Annotated in this window: 11 protein-coding genes; 8 read left to right on the plus strand and 3 right to left on the minus strand. The window is 43.7% G+C overall.

Annotation, left to right across the window (positions count from 1 at the left end; all coding sequences use genetic code 11):
• The first annotated feature begins 26 nt into the window (after nt 1-26).
• The 3 genes from Bovatus_RS21245 to Bovatus_RS21255 all read left to right on the plus strand — a co-directional run bounded on the left by Bovatus_RS21245 (nt 27) and on the right by Bovatus_RS21255 (nt 4,827).
• Nucleotides 27-2,183: a GH92 family glycosyl hydrolase gene (locus Bovatus_RS21245; protein WP_004301488.1), complete on the plus strand. Its 2,157-nt coding sequence runs from the start codon at nt 27-29 to the stop codon at nt 2,181-2,183.
• A 78-nt stretch (nt 2,184-2,261) separates the two neighbouring features.
• A complete protein-coding gene (locus Bovatus_RS21250; protein ID WP_004301489.1) occupies nt 2,262-3,395 on the plus strand; it encodes a glycoside hydrolase family 130 protein in 1,134 nt (377 codons plus the stop codon).
• A gap of 49 nt (nt 3,396-3,444) precedes the next feature.
• Nucleotides 3,445-4,827: an SGNH/GDSL hydrolase family protein gene (locus Bovatus_RS21255; protein ID WP_004301490.1), complete on the plus strand. Its 1,383-nt coding sequence runs from the start codon at nt 3,445-3,447 to the stop codon at nt 4,825-4,827.
• A gap of 213 nt (nt 4,828-5,040) precedes the next feature.
• Here Bovatus_RS21255 and Bovatus_RS21260 read toward each other — a convergent pair whose 3' ends face one another.
• The 3 genes from Bovatus_RS21260 to dxs are packed head-to-tail and all read right to left on the minus strand — an operon-like array spanning nt 5,041 to nt 9,759.
• Nucleotides 5,041-6,492: a TrkH family potassium uptake protein gene (locus Bovatus_RS21260; protein ID WP_004301491.1), complete on the minus strand. Its 1,452-nt coding sequence runs from the start codon at nt 6,490-6,492 to the stop codon at nt 5,041-5,043.
• Between the two features lie 20 nt (nt 6,493-6,512).
• Nucleotides 6,513-7,853 (minus strand): Trk system potassium transporter TrkA, encoded by a 1,341-nt coding sequence (gene trkA / locus Bovatus_RS21265; protein ID WP_004301492.1) that lies wholly within the window; start codon nt 7,851-7,853, stop codon nt 6,513-6,515.
• A gap of 1 nt (nt 7,854) precedes the next feature.
• Nucleotides 7,855-9,759, minus strand: a complete 1,905-nt coding sequence (gene dxs, locus Bovatus_RS21270; protein WP_004301493.1) for a 1-deoxy-D-xylulose-5-phosphate synthase — start codon at nt 9,757-9,759, stop codon at nt 7,855-7,857.
• Between the two features lie 167 nt (nt 9,760-9,926).
• On the opposite strand from dxs, the gene Bovatus_RS21275 reads away from it, so the two are divergent.
• The 5 genes from Bovatus_RS21275 to Bovatus_RS21295 all read left to right on the plus strand — a co-directional run bounded on the left by Bovatus_RS21275 (nt 9,927) and on the right by Bovatus_RS21295 (nt 18,179).
• Nucleotides 9,927-10,946 (plus strand): GSCFA domain-containing protein, encoded by a 1,020-nt coding sequence (locus Bovatus_RS21275; protein ID WP_004301494.1) that lies wholly within the window; start codon nt 9,927-9,929, stop codon nt 10,944-10,946.
• Nucleotides 10,922-13,462, plus strand: coding sequence for a bifunctional UDP-N-acetylmuramoyl-tripeptide:D-alanyl-D-alanine ligase/alanine racemase (locus tag Bovatus_RS21280; RefSeq protein WP_015532379.1), 2,541 nt, complete (start codon nt 10,922-10,924; stop codon nt 13,460-13,462). Before Bovatus_RS21275 ends, Bovatus_RS21280 begins: the two co-directional genes overlap by 25 nt.
• A gap of 157 nt (nt 13,463-13,619) precedes the next feature.
• Complete coding sequence (tatA, locus tag Bovatus_RS21285) at nt 13,620-13,841, plus strand: twin-arginine translocase TatA/TatE family subunit (RefSeq protein ID WP_004301497.1); 222 nt, start codon at nt 13,620-13,622, stop codon at nt 13,839-13,841.
• A 17-nt stretch (nt 13,842-13,858) separates the two neighbouring features.
• A complete protein-coding gene (gene tatC, locus Bovatus_RS21290) occupies nt 13,859-14,695 on the plus strand; it encodes a twin-arginine translocase subunit TatC (RefSeq protein WP_004301498.1) in 837 nt (278 codons plus the stop codon).
• Nucleotides 14,658-18,179 (plus strand): AAA domain-containing protein, encoded by a 3,522-nt coding sequence (locus Bovatus_RS21295; RefSeq protein WP_004301499.1) that lies wholly within the window; start codon nt 14,658-14,660, stop codon nt 18,177-18,179. The genes tatC and Bovatus_RS21295 overlap by 38 nt, the downstream gene beginning before the upstream one ends.
• The last annotated feature ends 333 nt before the right edge of the window (nt 18,180-18,512 follow it).

The following is an 18,512-nucleotide window of genomic DNA, read 5'->3' on the forward strand; positions in this document are numbered from 1 at the left end:
CTAAAAAGATATAAGAAGAATACAGTATGAAAAATAAAATTTTAACAGGTTTATTATTGGTTTTGATTGGAGGGTGGGGGAGTCTCTCGGCGCAGAGCGCCGGGAGTAATTATGCCCGTCAGGTAAATACCCTGATAGGAACGAAGGGCGTGGGTTTGACTTCGGGATATCTTTATCCCGGAGCCACCTATCCTTATGGAATGGTGCAGTTCACTCCCTCTTATTTTTCCAAACGTTCCGGATTCGTCATCAATCAGTTGAGTGGTGGCGGTTGCGAGCACATGGGTAACTTTCCCACTTTTCCGGTAAAAGGTAAACTGAAGATGTCTCCGGACAATATTCTCAATTACCGTATCAATATTTCTGAAGAAAAAGGACATGCCGGTTATTATGAAGCAAAGGTGCAGGAAGATATTCATGCAAAACTGACAGTAACCGAAAGAACCGGTATGGCGAGTTATGAATATCCGGCAGATCAGCAATATGGTACGGTAATTATCGGTGGAGGCATTTCCGCAACTCCGATAGAGCAGGCCGCCATCGTTATTACTGCACCGAATAAGTGTGAAGGATATGCAGAAGGCGGTAATTTCTGTGGACTCCGTACACCGTATAAAGTCTATTTTGTAGCAGAGTTTGATACGGATGCGTTGGAATCGGGAACATGGAAAAGAGATGAACTGAAGCCGAACACGACTTTTGCTGAAGGAGAATACTCCGGAGTCTATTTTACTTTTGATGTAAATAAGAAGAAAAATATCCAATATAAGATTGGGGTTTCTTATGTATCAGTAGAAAATGCACGCGAGAATCTGAAAGCGGAGAATACCGGATGGGATTTCCTGCAGATTCAGAATCAGGCAGAATCCAAATGGAATCATTATTTGGGTAAGATTGAAGTAGAAGGAACCAATCCGGATCGTACCACTCAATTTTATACTCATCTGTATCGTTCATTCATTCACCCGAATGTATGCAGCGATGTGAACGGAGAATACATGGGAGCTGACTTCAGAGTGCATAAATCCCGTTCCAAGCACTATACTTCTTTTAGCAACTGGGATACCTATCGTACACAGATTCAACTATTATCAATCCTTGATCCTGAAGTAGCCTCTGATATTGTTATTTCTCACCAATTGTTTGCCGAAGAAGCTGGTGGTGCTTTCCCGCGTTGGGTGATGGCTAATATAGAGACCGGCGTGATGCAAGGAGATCCGACTCCTATCCTGATATCCAATGCTTACGCTTTTGGTGCTCGCAATTATGACCCGAAACCGATTTTCAAAACCATGAGAAAAGGAGCGGAAGAACCGGGAGCAATGTCACAGGAGGTTGAGGCTCGTCCGGGCCTGAAACAGTATTTGGATAAAGGATATTACAACGCTTCTATACAATTGGAATATACTTCCGCTGATTTTGCAATCGCACAATTTGCCTTACATGCCGTAGGAGATGAGTTTGCAAGCTGGCGTTATTTCCATTTTGCACGTTCATGGAAGAATCTGTATAACCCGGAAACCGGATGGTTGCAATCACGCAATCCCGATGGTTCGTGGAAACCACTGACTGAAGATTTCCGTGAATCGACCTATAAGAATTATTTCTGGATGGTGCCATACGACATTGCCGGTCTGATAGAAATCATTGGAGGCAAAGCAGCGGCAGAAAAACGCCTGGATGAATTCTTTACTCGTCTGGATGCCGGCTATAATGATGCCTGGTTCGCTTCCGGCAATGAACCGAGCTTTCACATTCCCTGGATATACAACTGGGTCGGAACTCCCTATAAAGCACAGGAGATTATTAACCGTGTATTGAATGAACAGTATTCAAGTAAAATTGATGGTTTGCCGGGCAATGATGATTTAGGGACGATGGGCGCCTGGTATGTGTTCGCTTGTATCGGTCTTTATCCCGAAATACCGGGAGTGGGAGGCTTTACGGTGAACACTCCGATATTCTCATCCGTGAAAGTTCATTTAAAGAAAGGGGATATGGTGATAAAAGGCGGTTCGGAAAAGAATATTTATATCAAGTCCATGAAGCTAAACGGTAAACCGTATGACAGTACATGGATCGATTGGGATCAACTGAATAATGGGGCTACAATAGAATACACTACTTCGTCCAAGCCTGACGTGAAGTGGGGAACTAAAGTGACGCCTCCCTCTTTCCCTTAAAGCAAATCAACGAGGTATATAAATTTATGATATAAGATAATTTTGTAAGAGCACTTATTTATAACATCAAACGTGAAAATGAAAAGAAAACTACAAAACATAGCTTATCTACTGATGGCTGCCGCATTAATCACTTCCTGTGGCGAGAAGAAGCAAACAGCAGAATTCCCGGATTGGGCGTGGGCAGATTTCCAGCGTCCGGAAGGAATTAATCCGATTATTTCTCCTGACACTACTACCTTTTTCTATTGTCCGATGCGACAGGAGTCAGTAGCATGGGAAGCGAGTGATACGTTTAATCCCGCTGCTACTGTTTATGATGGGAAAGTAGTAGTCTTCTACCGGGCTGAAGACAACTCGGCAATCGGTATCGGATCACGTACCTCCCGTTTGGGATATGCCTCTTCTGACGACGGACTACACTTCAAACGAATGTCCGTACCTGTATTTTATCCGGCAGACGACAGTCAGAAAGAACTGGAAAATCCCGGCGGTTGCGAAGACCCACGTGTTGCTGTAACAGAAGACGGGCTTTACGTAATGCATTACACACAATGGAACCGCAAACAGGCACGTTTGGCAGTGGCCACCTCGCGCGATCTTCAAACGTGGGAAAAACATGGACCGGCTTTCGCAAAAGCATACAACGGAAGATTCATGGATGAATTTTCCAAATCTGCCTCTATCGTAACCAAATTAATTGACGGCAAACAAGTGATTGCCAAGATTGACGGCAAATACTGGATGTACTGGGGAGAAAAGTTTGTGAATGTAGCCACTTCCACGGACCTTGTCAACTGGGAACCGATGTTGGATGAAAATGGAGAATTCCTGAAAGTGATGACTCCCCGCGCAGGTAAGTTCGACAGTGACCTGACCGAATGTGGTCCTCCTGCCATCCTGACTGACAAAGGAATCCTTTTATTTTATAACGGCAAAAATAAATCGGGCGCAGAAGGAGACACACTGTATACAGCCAACTCTTATTGCGCCGGACAAGCCTTATTTGATGCCAAAGATCCTACTAAACTAATCGATCGCTTGGATAAACCTTTCTATATTCCCGAATCAGACTTTGAAAAGAGCGGACAATATCCAGCCGGAACCGTATTTATAGAAGGGCTTGTATTCCACAATCAGAAATGGTTCTTATATTATGGCTGTGCCGATTCACGCGTGGCAGTTGCCGTATATGATCCTCTCAAAAAATAAAGAAAACGTTCATAATGAAAATAACAGTTTATAAAATAGAAATTAAGACATGAAAAAACTTTTTGTATTGATTGCAGCGGCTTGTATGACATGTACTGCTGCGTTTGCACAAACTGTGAAACCTTTTAAGGAGGGTGAGAGAGCAGTGTTCCTGGGAAATAGTATAACGGATGGTGGGCATTACCATTCATACATCTGGTTATATTATATGACTCGTTTTCCGGATATGCCTATCCGTGTTTTCAACGGTGGTATTGGTGGAGATACGGCGTATGATATGAATAAACGCCTGGATGGTGATATTTTTGCGATGAAACCTTCCGTGTTGATGGTTACTTTTGGTATGAATGATTCCGGATATTTTGAATATAACGGTGATAAGCCCAAAGAATTCGGTGAGCAGAAATATCAGGAAAGTATAAAGAATTACCAGCAGATGGAGAAACGTTTTAAAGATCTTCCTGATACCCGTATCGTGATGGTCGGGACTTCTCCGTATGATGAAACCGTACAACTCAAAGAGAATACACCGTTCAAGACAAAAAATGAAACCATCAAACGGCTTGTTGAATATCAGAAAGAATCGGCAGCTAAGAATAATTGGGAATTTACCGATTTAAATGCTCCTATGACAGCTATTAATCAGCAATATCAGCAGAAAGATCCTACCTTTACCCTTTGTGGCAGTGACCGTATTCATCCCGATAACGACGGACACATGGTAATGGCCTATCTTTTCCTGAAAGCCCAGGGATTTGTAGGTAAGGAAGTAGCGGATATGGAGATTAATGCTAATAAAAAACAAGCCGTTAAGTCGGAAAATTGTACCGTTTCAAATATAAAGAAGAATGGAAAAGATTTGAGTTTTGACTATTTGGCAGAAGCTCTTCCTTATCCTTTAGATACTATTGCTCGTGGTTGGGGACAGAAAAAGAGCCAGGCAGAAGTGCTGAAAGTTGTTCCTTTTATGGAAGAGATGAACCGTGAAACGTTGAAAGTAACAGGACTAAAAGGCAATTATAAGTTGTTGATAGACGATGAAGAAATTGGAACTTGGAGTGGAGATGAACTGGCAAAGGGCATTAATCTTGCTGCTGAATCCAAAACTCCCCAGTACCAACAAGCATTGACGGTGATGCACCTGAATGAATATCGTTGGGAAATTGAAAGAACATTCAGAGAATATGCGTGGTGTGAATTCGGCTTTTTCCAGCAAAAGGGATTGTTGTATGCTGACGACAGAAAAGCGATCGAGGTGATGGATGAAAACTTGGATAAAAACGTTTGGTTGAAGGGACGTCGTGATATGTATTCAAAGATGATGTTTGAAGCTGTCCGTGATGCTCGCCAACAGGAAATGGATGTTCTTATCAATAAGATTTATGAAATAAATAAGCCTGTTGTAAGAAAGATTTTACTTAGAAAGATATGATGCGATAACAACGTACAAATACGATAGAATACTCACCGTAATGAGAAAGAATTCTCACTGTAATGAGAACTTTTTCTCATTGCGATGAGTATTTTTTCTCATTACAGTGAGTATCGTTGAGAATATATGAATAGATAAGTACTCTTTGTAATAGCTTGATAATGTATGTCTTATTGTAGCTTTTGCATTAAAGAGACTACCTTTATTGAATTCTTAATTCTTTTTCCAGAAATCGGAAGTGAAAAGTAGTAATACTGTAAACAATTCCAAACGTCCCAAGAGCATTAAAAAAGAAAGCAGCCATTTGGCGGCATCAGGCAATTGACTCCATGAAAAAGCCGGGCCGCATGTACCGAGTCCCGGTCCCATATTACCCATACTTGAGATTACGGTTCCGATTGATTCCAGAAAACCGACTCCCAGCCCCATCATGATAAGTATGCTGATGATAGCGATGACTGCATATAAAAAAGTAAAGGCCAATACTGTAGACTGGATGGAAGGAGAAATAACCTGTTTGTTAACTCGCACCGGGAGCACGGCATTAGGGTGAAGAATATGTTTGAATTCGTTTTTCACAACCTGAAACAGGATAACCATACGAATACATTTTATACCTCCTGTTGTACTGCCGGCACAGGCTCCGATGATCATCACTATTACAAGGCATCCCCAAAGAATAGAAGGCCAAAGCATATAATCGGCTGTGGCAAATCCCGTAGAAGTTTGCAAGGAAATCACTTGGAAAAGTGATTTACGGAACGCCTCTTCTATCTCCATAGAAGAAGTCTGATGAAGCCAGACTGCAATAAATATAGTAAAGAAAGAGACACACCAGAAATAGAACTTTAGCTCTGCATCATGAATGAACTTCTTTATTTTTCCATTGAACATCAACAGTAATAGCGTGAAGTTGATGCCCGAAAGAAACATGAAAATAGAGATTACATAATCTATATAGGGTGAATGATAATATTCGATACTTGCTTGTTTGGTAGAAAATCCGCCAGTGCTGGTTGTCGTGAAAGCATGGCATATACTGTCAAACACACTCATACCTCCAAATACTAATAAGACAATCAATGTCCCTGTCATTCCGGCATAAATACCCCAAATCCATTTGGCAGTGATACCAATACGGGGATGCACTTTGTCATGAGTAGGACCGCTGGCTTCTGCTGCAAACACCTGAATCCCACCCACACCGAAAATCGGCAGAACGGCAATGGTGAAGAATACAATACCCAAACCGCCTATCCATTGCGTCATAGCCCGCCAAAAAAGTATTCCATGAGGCATTGACTCTATATTATTCAAGATGGTGGCACCCGTACTGCTGAACCCGGACATCGTTTCAAAAAATGCATCCGTAACACTTGGGATATACCCTCCTATATAATAAGGTAACATTCCGAAAAGGGAAAAGGTGACCCATGCTACACTGACTATGACATATCCATCACGGCGATTCAGGGATTTCACTGCGTCTTTCCCGATGGCGAGCAACAGAATACCGATGCTAGTGGTAATAGCCGATGAAACCAGAAAACTCTGCAAGTCATTCTCCTTATAAAAAAGAGAAACACCCCCACAACATAATAGCATAACTGTTTCTATCAGAAGCAGAAAACCCAGAATCCGGAATATCATCTTCGAGTTAATCATATACAAGTATTTGTTGATACTTAGTGAAAGAACTTCTCAATCTTTTTAATCATCATGCTTAAGCAGAATACGACTACATGGTCGCCGGGGCGGATTTGCGTATCACCTGTCACCAGGATACCTTCTCCGTTACGGATCATTCCTCCGATGGTGGTGCCTTTGGGAAGTCCCAGGTCTTTAATCAGGTGTTTGGTTATTTTGGCTCCTTCCGGTACGGTGAATTCTGCAACGTCCGCATTGGCAAAAGTTAGGCATTTTACATTAGACACGTCGGCGTCCAACATCATTTGGTAGATATGGCTGGCAGCAATCATTTTTTTATTGATAACCGTGCCGATGTCGAGACTCTCTGCCATACCGATATAGTCGATGTTCTCCACTTCTGCCACCGTCTTTTCCACTCCCATGCGTTTGGCGGCGAGACAGGCCAGGATATTCGTTTCCGAGTTGCCGGTCAGGGCTACAAATGCTTCGGTATTCTTTAGCCCTTCTTCGATAAGCAGGTCCATGTCGCGACCGTCTCCGTTGATAATCATTGTTTTGTCATCCAGTAGCTCTGTCAGACGGTTGCAACGGTTCAGGTCATTATCCACTATTTTCACCTGCATATAGTCCGGCACATATTGTGCGGTACGGACTGCGATACGGCTACCTCCCATAATCATTACATTGCGTACGTCGGCATAGTCTTCTTTGCCGGCTATCTTACGTATATAAGGAATGTATTTGCGGGTAGTGGTGAAATAAACAATATCATGCAATTTAATAACATCGTCTCCGCGAGGGATAATCGTTTCCGTTCCGCGTTTGATGGCTACTACATGGTAAGGAATGTTGGGACCGCCTAATTGGTGCAGCGGTATATTCAGGATTTCAGCCTTTTCGCGCATCTTCGTACCAATCAGAACCAGCGAACCTCCACAGAATTCCCACCATTGGCGTACCCAGCTCATGCGCATGGAAGATACGATTTCTTTAGCAGCCAGCATTTCCGGGTAAATCAGCGAATCTACTCCTAGCTTCTGGAAAAACTCTTTATTTTTGGGTAGAAGATATTCATAGTTGTCGATACGCGCCACTGTCTTTTTGGCTCCCAGGTTGGTAGCCAGCATACAGGCAGTCATGTTGCGGCTTTCGTCCGGTGTGACTGCGATGAACAGGTCGGCTTCTTTGACGCCCACTTCTTTCAATCCGGAGATGGAAGAAGGAGAAGCGGCAACAGTCAGCAAGTCAAAGTTGGCGCTAAGAGCACTTAGTTTCTCTTCGTCATCATCCATCAAGATAATATCTTGCTTTTCGCGCGATAACAGTTTGGCCAAATGGGTGCCTACGTTGCCGGCACCGGCAATAATAATCTTCATGTCAATTGATAAATTCTTTTATTTTAGTCAGAATCCCTTCTTCATCCATGCCGCACAGTTGGTATAGTTCGGCAACTGCCCCATGTTCTACAAATATATTAGGGATACCGATACGCTTCACGGTCGGTTTGTATTCGTTGTCTGCCATAAATTCGAGGACAGCGCTACCCATACCGCCTTTGATAATTCCGTCTTCGATGGTCAGGATACGTTGGAATTTACGTCCTGCCTCATGCAACAATTCTTCATCCAGCGGTTTCAGGAATCGTAAATCGTAATGGGCGATGGACAGACCTAAATCTGCTTCTGCCCGGGTGATGGCACGGGCGGCTACGTTTCCTATCGGTCCGATAGTAATCACTGCAAGGTCGCTACCCTCTTTCAGTTTCCGTCCTTTTCCTACCGGAATTTCTTCCAGCGGACATTTCCAGTCCACCAGTACGCCGCGTCCACGGGGGTAGCGGATCACGAACGGTCCCTTGTCCGGCAATTGTGCCGTATACATCAGGCGACGTAATTCATGTTCGTCCATCGGGGAACTGATAGTCAGATTAGGGATCGGGCGTAAACATGCCATATCAAAAGCTCCGTGATGAGTAGGACCGTCTTCGCCAACCAGTCCGGCGCGGTCGAGACACAAAACAACTGGGAGATTCTGAATCGCTACGTCGTGGATGATATTATCATGCGCCCGTTGCATAAAAGAAGAATAGATATTGCAGAACGGTTGCAGTCCGTCTTTAGCCATTCCTCCGGAGAAGGTAACCGCATGTCCTTCGGCAATACCGACATCGAAAGCGCGTTTCGGCATTTTCTCCATTAGTATATTCATCGAACAGCCGCTGGGCATGGCGGGAGTGACACCGACAATCTTCGGGTTGGCTTCGGCAAGTTCCACCAGTGTATTTCCGAATACGTCCTGGAAAAGCGGGGGCATTCCTTCGGTGTTGGCAATGAAACGTTCGCCGGTGACGGGATCGAATTTGCCGGGAGCATGCCATTCGGTAGCGTGTTTCTCTGCCGGTCCGAATCCTTTTCCTTTGATAGTATGCAGGTGCAGGATTTTAGGTCCTTGCATATCTTTGATATCACGTAATACTCTTGCCAGGTTCTTTACGTCGTGTCCGTCTATCGGACCGAAGTAACGGATATTCATCCCTTCAAAAATATTCTGTTGCTGTGCCGCCATTGATTTCAGGCTATTTCCGAAACGGATGAGCGCTTTGCGGCGTTCTTCGTTTAAAATGCCAAGCTTGAACAGCATGCGCGAGAGCTTGAAACGTAGCTGATTATAGCGGTTGGAAGTCGTTAAGTTGAAAAGATACTGCTTCATGCCTCCTACGCTGCGGTCGATTGCCATATCATTGTCATTCAGGATAATGAGCAGGTTGTTCGACGTGGCAGATGCGTTGTTCAGTCCTTCAAAAGCCAGTCCGCCACTCATTGATCCGTCGCCGATAATGGCTACTACATGGCGTTTGGCGTCTCCTTTCCGGGCGGCTGCGACAGCCATACCAAGAGCGGCAGAAATAGAATTGGAAGCGTGTCCGCACGTGAAAGTATCATATTCGCTTTCTTCCGGAGACGGGAAAGGGCGGATTCCACCGAGTTTCCTGTTTGTGGAAAATGCTTCACGGCGTCCTGTAAGAATTTTGTGGCCGTATGCCTGATGCCCCACGTCCCATACAATACGGTCGTATGGTGTATTGTAGACGTAGTGCAGAGCTACGGTTAGTTCCACGGTCCCCAGGCTGGCGGCGAAATGTCCGGGGTTGCAGCAGAGTTCTTTAATAATGTCTTGTCTTAGTTCACCACATACTTCCGGTAGTTGCTCTACGGTTAGTTTACGTAGGTCTTCGGGGTAATTGATGGAGTTTAACAAGTTATATGTTGGTTCACTATTCATGATTCTAGGAAATTTAGTGCAAAAATACGAAAAGAAAGTATATTCGACCTCCTTTTTTTTATAAAATCTTATCCGGTATAAAGACGTATCTGTTTTTCTATGCTTCCTAAGATTATTGAATCGTGAGGAAAAAGAGGGCGGAAATAGTTTTTTGATTACTTTTGCACATGAAACGTAATGAAATGATGGAAAATCGTATGAACTTTCAAACATCTGTAGAATTACCTGCCGGGATGCCGTCGGTCAGTCATGCAGATCATATTCTTCTGATGGGGTCCTGTTTTGCGGAAAATATCGGGCGACAATTAATGGATGCCGGATTTCAACTGGACCTGAATCCTTTTGGTATTCTTTATAATCCTTTGTCCGTCTCATCTGCTTTGAGGGAGATTATAAGAAATAAGGAATACAACAAACAAGATCTGTTTGCCTACAAAGATTTATGGCATAGCCCGATGCATCATGGCTCTTTTTCTGCTTTTACGCCCGAAGAGACATTGCATGCCATAAATTCACGTCTTCACCACGCTTATAAAAAACTGCCGGAATTGAACTGGCTGATGGTGACAATGGGAACTGCTTACGTTTATAAACAAAAGGAGAGTGGACAAGTGGTAGCTAATTGCCATCAATTGCCGGAGAGTCACTTTTTGCGTTACCGGCTGTCTGTAGAAGAAATTGTAGAAGATTATACAGCACTCATCACCGAAATGTCAGCCCGGAATCCGGATCTGAAATGGTTGTTTACAGTCAGCCCGATCCGTCATATACGCGACGGGATGCACGCCAACCAGTTAAGCAAATCGACTCTGCTGCTCGCCATCGACCGATTGCAACAACTGTTTCCGGAACGAGTGTTCTATTTCCCCTCTTATGAAATCATATTGGATGAATTACGTGATTATCGCTTCTATGCCGATGACATGTTGCATCCGTCTCCTCTGGCGATTCGTTACCTGTGGGAACGCTTCTCCGAAACCTTCTTTTCTCCTGAAACAAAGCAGGTTATCGTAGCTGTGCAAGACATCCGCCGGGACTTGGCGCACAAACCCTTTCATCCCGAATCAGAGGCGTATCAACGCTTTTTAGGACAAATAGTGTTAAAAATAGAACGACTTATCGGAAAATACCCGTACTTAGATTTTCAAAAAGAAACAGAACTATGTCATATGCGATTGAATCCATAGCCAAAAGTATCGGTGCCCGCCGTGTGGGCAAACATAAAGCGACTATTGATTGGCTGCTAACAGACAGCCGCTCTTTGAGTTTTCCGGAAGAAACTCTTTTTTTTGCTTTAACTACCAAACGAAACAGCGGAGCCCGTTATATCCCCGATTTATATGACCGGGGCGTACGTAATTTTGTAATTACGGAAGAAGACTTTAAAGAAGTTGAGAATGGAGAGTTGAGAGTTGAGAGTTCTATGCAGCATGATGGTGCGCAGCCCACTCTCAATTCTCAACTCTCAACTCTCAACTTCCTCATCGTTCCCAATCCTCTGAAAGCTTTGCAGAAGCTTGCTGAAACACATCGTGATAAATTTAAAATCCCTGTGATTGGTATCACCGGCAGTAATGGAAAAACCATTGTGAAGGAGTGGTTGCATCAGTTACTTAGCCCGGATCGTTGCATCGTTCGTTCTCCACGCAGTTATAATTCGCAGATCGGAGTCCCACTTTCTGTGTGGCAACTTTCTGAAGAAGCCGAACTGGGTATTTTCGAAGCCGGCATTTCCGAGATGGGGGAGATGGGAGCTTTGAAACGAATGATTAAGCCTACCATTGGTATTCTGACCAATATCGGTGGTGCCCATCAGGAAAACTTCTTCTCCTTGCAGGAGAAATGCATGGAAAAGCTGACGCTTTTCAAAGACTGTGATGTCGTGATTTACAACGGTGATAACGAGTTAATCAGTAATTGTGTCGCAAAATCAATGCTGACGGCGCGTGAGATTGCCTGGAGCCGTACCGACATTGAACGCCCGTTGTATATTAGCCGTGTGACCAAGAAAGAAGATCATACCGTTATATCTTATCGTTATCTGGAGATGGATAATACTTTCTGTATTCCTTTCATCGATGACGCTTCCATTGAAAATGCACTGAATTGTCTGGCAGCTTGTCTTTACCTGATGACACCTGCCGACCAGATAACCGAGCGGATGGCCCGTCTCGAACCGATTGCCATGCGTCTGGAGGTGAAAGAAGGGAAGAATAACTGTGTACTGATTAATGATAGCTACAATTCAGACCTGGCATCATTGGATATTGCTCTCGATTTCCTTGTACGCCGCTCGGAAAAGAAAGGCTTGAAACGGACGCTTATCCTGTCGGATATACTGGAAACCGGACAAAGTACCGCTACGCTTTATCGGCGTGTAGCACAATTGGTACAGAGCAAAGGGATTAATAAACTGATTGGAGTAGGGCAGGAGATATCTTCTTGTTCCGCCCGTTTTAATGATGATCTCGAACGCTATTTCTTTCCTAACACAGAAGCACTCCTTGCATCCAATATACTCAAATCGCTTCATTCGGAAGTGATTTTGGTGAAAGGTTCCCGCGTGTTCAACTTTGATTTGGTATCCGAAGCCCTCGAATTGAAGGTGCATGAAACCATTCTTGAAGTAAATCTCGGGGCGATGGTAGCCAACTTGAACCATTACCGTTCTATGCTTCGCCATCCGGAAACAAAGATGATCTGTATGGTGAAAGCATCAGCTTACGGAGCCGGTTCGTATGAAATTGCCAAGAGTTTGCAGGAACACCATGTCGATTATCTGGCTGTAGCCGTTGCTGACGAAGGTTCCGAACTCCGCAAGGCAGGCATTACCGCCTCTATTATCATTATGGACCCGGAACTTACCGCATTCAAAACCATGTTTGATTATAAACTGGAACCGGAAGTCTATAATTTCCATCTGCTCGACGCACTTATCAAAGCTGCGGAGAAAGAAGGAATCACCAACTTCCCCATTCATGTGAAACTTGATACAGGTATGCACCGTTTGGGCTTTGCGGTAGAGGATATTCCATTGCTTATCCGTCGACTGAAGAATCAGAGCGCGGTGATTCCCCGTTCGGTATTCTCTCATTTTGTAGGAAGTGATTCGTCACAGTTCGACGCTTTCACCCGCGGACAGATTGAATTGTTCGAGAAAGGTTCGCAAGAATTGCAGGCCGCCTTCTCTCATAAGATTCTCCGTCATATCTGTAATACGGCAGGAATCGAACGTTTCCCCGAAGCACAGTACGATATGGTGCGCTTGGGAATCGGACTTTATGGAGTCAGCCCGATAGACAATTCGATAATACATAATGTAAGTACGCTCAAGACTACCATCCTTCAGATCCGGGATGTTCCTCAAGAAGATACGGTAGGATATAGCCGGATGGGGCATTTGGTACGCCCTTCACGCATTGCAGCTATTCCTATCGGTTATGCGGATGGACTGAACCGCCACTTGGGACGCGGCAACGCCTATTGCCTGGTGAACGGAAAGAAAGCTCCTTATGTAGGGAATATCTGTATGGACGTTTGCATGATCGATGTGACGGATATTGATTGTCGGGAAGGCGATCAGGCTATCATCTTCGGTGATGATCTGCCGATTACGGTGTTGTCCGATAAGCTGGAAACGATTCCTTATGAAGTGTTGACAAGTATATCGACACGGGTGAAACGGGTATATTATCAGGATTAATTCACCACAGATTACACGGATTCACACAGATTGAAGAGAATATATAGTAGCAATAAATCGAAAGATAAGCTATAAATCTGTGTGAATCCGTGTAATCTGTGGTGAAAATGATTATATTTGCAGCAACTATTAAAAACCTCTTATATCAAATAAACTTATGACAAACTTATTATTGTTAGGCTTTTTGCCCAGTGGTTCCGAATGGATTATTATCGCTTTGGTTATCCTTCTTCTTTTTGGTGGAAAGAAAATTCCTGAATTGATGCGCGGATTAGGCAAAGGCGTAAAGAGCTTCAAAGACGGTGTAAACGAAGCGAAAGATGAAATAAACAAGGCTAAAGACGAGTTGGACAAACCTGTAGATCCTTCTAAGAACTAAAAGAGCACAACATACGGATGGCAGAAATGACCTTTTGGGATCATTTGGACGAACTGCGTAAGGTACTTTTTCGGGTAGTTGGAGTTTGGTTTGTATTGGCAATAGGCTATTTTATTGCTATGCCCTACCTCTTCGACCATGTAATACTTGCGCCTTGCCACAATGATTTCATATTCTACGATTTATTACGGCATATCGGTAAAACATTTGATTTGACCGATGACTTCTTCACGCAACAATTTTATGTGAAGCTGGTCAATATCAACTTGGCTGCTCCTTTCTTTATTCACATGTCGACAGCATTTTGGATGTCGGTGGTGACGGCTATGCCTTATATCTTTTTTGAAATATGGCGTTTCATCAATCCCGCCCTTTATCCGAATGAGAGAAAGGGCGTGCGTAAAGCATTGACTATCGGAACACTGATGTTCTTCATCGGTGTACTGTTGGGCTACTTTATGGTTTATCCGTTGACTCTCCGTTTCCTTTCTACTTATCAGTTGAGTTCGGAAGTGGAGAATATCCTGTCGCTCAATTCTTATATCGACAATTTTATGATGCTGATTCTCTGCATGGGATTGGCTTTTGAACTTCCATTGGTTACATGGTTGCTTTCTTTAATGGGAGTGGTCAACAAGTCCTTCCTGCGGAAATACCGCCGTCATGCGGTTGTCGTCATAGTGATAGCTGCTGCTATTATTACTCCGACGGGCGACCCGTTCACCTTGAGTGTTGTCGCTATTCCGCTTTATCTGTTGTACGAGATGAGTATTTTGATGATAAAGGACAAGAAGAAAACAGAAGAGGAAGTTGAAGATGAAGCTGGAGATGAAGTTGCCCTGTCCGAAGAGTGAAGCGATAGAATCTTATGAAATCCTTTTAGCAGTTTGCCGGGCGGAAGATGCTTATCTTGCCGTAGGATATAAGCAAATGCGCGACTTGCTGGAGCGTATTTGTCGCGCGCAAATGCAAAACGAAAGTTTACAGATGACCGACCTTTCCGCACGAATCAGTTTCGTGGCGGCTAAGGTCGGTCTTTCTGTTGCAGAGCAGAACCGGCTGCATACTTTCCGGCTCACTTCGAATGCTATCTTGAACCGCCAGCAGGAGCCCAACCGGGAACAACTCTTGCGCGATGCGAAAACGTTAGCTTTCTTTATTCGTAAACTCCTGGAAGAGGATATTCCCATGGAACTATACCGGCTACTTCCGCGTGCGGATGCTACCTACCTGGTTGCGTCTCCTGCCCGCGAACGAGTGCAGCGAATGCGTGTCTGCTTCCAGTATGCTGACGAGCAATATTTGTATGTGACTCCCTTGGACGAAGTCTCGGAGAAACCATATTTAGTTCGTTATAATATCCCTCAAATAAATGAAGAGTTTGCAGAAACGTGCAAATTGCTTTGGCGTCATGCCCAGGTCAATTTATTGGATGTTGCAGTGGATGAGACAGGAATCCTGACTCCTTCTTTCATTGTACTCGAACCGGATTATTTACTTGACATCAGTTCTTTGGCAGAGTGTTTCCGTGATTACGGGCATCATCCGGCCAATTATTTTCTTTCCCGTCTTCAACCGATCGAAAATGCCCGGCCTCTGTTACTGGGAAATATAGCCAATCTTTTTCTGGACGAATGGATTCATGCGAAGAGTGAAGACATAGATTATCGTACCTGTATGCAGAAAGCCTTCCGGCGTTATCCTATTGAGCTGGCTGCCTGTTCCGATTTGCGCGACAAAGAGAAAGAACGCCAATTCTTTGAGGACTGCAAACTGCACTTCGATCATATTCGTGAAACGGTTAATGATACCTTTCATGCAGCCGGTTATGAACTGGACAAGACAGATGCCGTGCTTGAACCGTCTTATATCTGTGAAGCACTCGGACTTCAGGGACGTCTCGACTATATGCAGCGGGATATGTCTTCTTTCATAGAAATGAAATCCGGCAAGGCGGATGAATACGCTATCCGGGGCAAGGTAGAGCCGAAGGAGAATAATAAAGTACAGATGTTACTTTATCAAGCAGTCTTGCAATATTCAATGGGAATGGATCACCGGAAAGTGAAAGCCTATTTGCTTTATACCCGTTATCCGCTCCTTTATCCCTCCCGTCCTTCGTGGGCGATGGTACGTCGGGTGATTGATTTGCGTAACCGCATTGTGGCCGATGAATATGGCGTCCAATTACGCAATAGTCTGGAATATACGGCACAAAAACTGGAAGAAATCAATGCCTCCACCTTGAATGAACGAGGATTGAAAGGACGTTTTTGGGAAACATACCTGCGTCCCTCTATTGATAACTTTCAATCGAAACTGAAAGCTCTTTCTCCACTGGAAAAGAATTACTTCTATGCGGTGTATAACTTTATTACAAAGGAACTTTATACCTCAAAATCCGGTGATGTGGATTATGAAGGACGTACCGGGGCAGCTTCTTTATGGCTTTCTACATTAGCGGAGAAATGCGAGGCCGGAGAAATCATTTATGATTTGAAAATAAAGGAGAATCATGCGGCCGATGAACATAAAGCCGGACTTACTTTTTCTTTCTTTAAAAAGGAAAAGGCTGGGGAAACTTTGTTGAATGAGGCTACCATAAATGACATTACTGGAGATAAAGCTATTGGAAATGACATTACCGGAGATAAAGCTATTGGAAATGATATTCTTGGAAATGGAGCCTCTGCAAGTAAGACTGTCAGAAGTGAAGCTCTTGAAACAGAGACTTCTCTACCTAATTTCCGTCAAGGCGATGCCATTATCCTTTATGAACGTAACCGCGATACAGATAACGTTACCAATAAAATGGTTTTCAAGGGTAATATTGAATACCTGACAGAAAACGAAATAGGTATTCGCTTACGTGCTACCCAGCAGAATCCATCCGTACTTCCTGCCGAAAGCCTTTATGCGATAGAACATGATACAATGGATACAACATTCCGCTCGATGTATCAGGGGTTATATATTTATCTTTCTGCAAGGAAGGAACGCCGTGACTTGTTGCTGTCACAGCGTCCTCCTCGGTTTGATGAATCATTGGATCCTATGATTTCCCGTTCGGAAGACGATTTTACGCGAATCGCCTTGAAAGCAAAAGCCGCACAGGATTATTTCCTTCTTATCGGGCCTCCGGGAACAGGCAAAACTTCATGTGCCCTGAAGAAAATGGTAGAGACTTTTCATGCAGATAAAGATGCGCAGATTCTTTTGCTTTCATACACCAACCGGGCTGTCGATGAGATATGCAAGTCGCTGGCTTCCATTGCTCCGGCTGTTGATTTTATACGTGTGGGAAGTGAATTATCATGTGATGAAGCCTACCGCGGGCATCTGATTGAAAATGAATTATCCTCTTGTAACCGTCGTTCGGAAGTGTACGAACGCATCCGGAATTGTCGGATTATTGTGGGAACGGTAGCGGCTATTTCCGGCAAACCGGAACTGTTTCGTTTGAAGCATTTTGATGTAGCCATTATTGATGAGGCTACCCAAATATTGGAACCGCAGTTGTTGGGTATCCTCTGTGCACGTGGAGAAGACGGAAAAGATGCAATAGATAAGTTTGTCTTGATCGGAGATCATAAACAACTGCCTGCTGTGGTACAGCAAAATACGGAGCAATCGGCCATTTATGATGAATCTTTACTGTCTATCGGGTTGACCAATTTGAAAGATTCCTTGTTTGAACGCCTCTACCGGAACTGTACTGCAACGGTTCATCGCTCCTACGATATGCTGTGCCGTCAAGGGCGAATGCATCCGGAAGTTGCTTTGTTTGCTAATCGTGCCTTTTATGGAGGGCGTCTGATCCCTGTCGGCCTACCTCACCAAATAGAATCATCCGATACCATTTGTCGTTTGGCTTTTTATCCCTCTGTGCCGGAGAAGGCCGGAACATCTGCAAAGATCAACTATTCGGAAGCACGTATTGTTGCCGACTTAGCTGCTCGCATTTATGAAGATCATCGGACAGATTTTGACGAATCCCGTACTTTAGGGATCATTACCCCTTACCGGAGTCAGATAGCATTGATAAAAAAAGAAATAGAATCATTAGGTATTCCAGCTCTGAACCGAATTCTAGTTGACACAGTAGAACGGTTCCAGGGAAGCGAGCGTGATGTAATAATCTATTCCTTCTGTGTCAACTACCCTTACCAACTAAAATTTCTATCCAATCTGACGGAAGAAGAGGGTGTTTTGATCGACCGGAAACTGAATGTTGCCTTGACCCGTGCAAGAAAACAGATGTTCATTACAGGAGTTCCCGAACTACTCGAACGCAATCCACTCTATAAAAGTTTATTAAAATTAATAGAAAGCTTCTGAAAAATTGCATCATTTTGCAGATGTTAGTTTTTATTCTCTCTTTATGCAATTCATTAACACCTCTATGTTGAACAAACGTCTATATTTGCAACACGTTTTTTTCATAGAGATTTAGATTTAAGGTTAGAAGAATTGTGGAAGTCGTGAGACTTCCCTTTTTTTCATCTTAACGTTTACTATACTTCATTATAGGAATGCAAAAACACTGTTTCTAGTGTTTCGGTTAAAAATTTTGCAGGAGGATGATGCAGGATAAGTAAACCTAAAAAGCCTTCTTCGTGAGAAGAGGCTTTTTTATTTTTTCATTTTTCATTTTTTTGAATCATTAAAAAC

It is taken from the genome of Bacteroides ovatus (assembly GCF_001314995.1).
Classification (GTDB): domain Bacteria; phylum Bacteroidota; class Bacteroidia; order Bacteroidales; family Bacteroidaceae; genus Bacteroides; species Bacteroides ovatus.

What these genes read in the sequence shown, in the direction of transcription:
- Bovatus_RS21245 (WP_004301488.1), top strand. Translation starts at nt 27, where the DNA reads ATGAAAAATAAAATTTTAACAGGTTTATTATTGGTTTTGATTGGAGGG.
- Bovatus_RS21250 (WP_004301489.1), top strand. Translation starts at nt 2,262, where the DNA reads ATGAAAAGAAAACTACAAAACATAGCTTATCTACTGATGGCTGCCGCA.
- Bovatus_RS21255 (WP_004301490.1), top strand. Translation starts at nt 3,445, where the DNA reads ATGAAAAAACTTTTTGTATTGATTGCAGCGGCTTGTATGACATGTACT.
- Bovatus_RS21260 (WP_004301491.1), bottom strand. Translation starts at nt 6,492, where the DNA reads ATGATTAACTCGAAGATGATATTCCGGATTCTGGGTTTTCTGCTTCTG.
- trkA (WP_004301492.1), bottom strand. Translation starts at nt 7,853, where the DNA reads ATGAAGATTATTATTGCCGGTGCCGGCAACGTAGGCACCCATTTGGCC.
- dxs (WP_004301493.1), bottom strand. Translation starts at nt 9,759, where the DNA reads ATGAATAGTGAACCAACATATAACTTGTTAAACTCCATCAATTACCCC.
- Bovatus_RS21275 (WP_004301494.1), top strand. Translation starts at nt 9,927, where the DNA reads ATGAAACGTAATGAAATGATGGAAAATCGTATGAACTTTCAAACATCT.
- Bovatus_RS21280 (WP_015532379.1), top strand. Translation starts at nt 10,922, where the DNA reads ATGTCATATGCGATTGAATCCATAGCCAAAAGTATCGGTGCCCGCCGT.
- tatA (WP_004301497.1), top strand. Translation starts at nt 13,620, where the DNA reads ATGACAAACTTATTATTGTTAGGCTTTTTGCCCAGTGGTTCCGAATGG.
- tatC (WP_004301498.1), top strand. Translation starts at nt 13,859, where the DNA reads ATGGCAGAAATGACCTTTTGGGATCATTTGGACGAACTGCGTAAGGTA.
- Bovatus_RS21295 (WP_004301499.1), top strand. Translation starts at nt 14,658, where the DNA reads ATGAAGCTGGAGATGAAGTTGCCCTGTCCGAAGAGTGAAGCGATAGAA.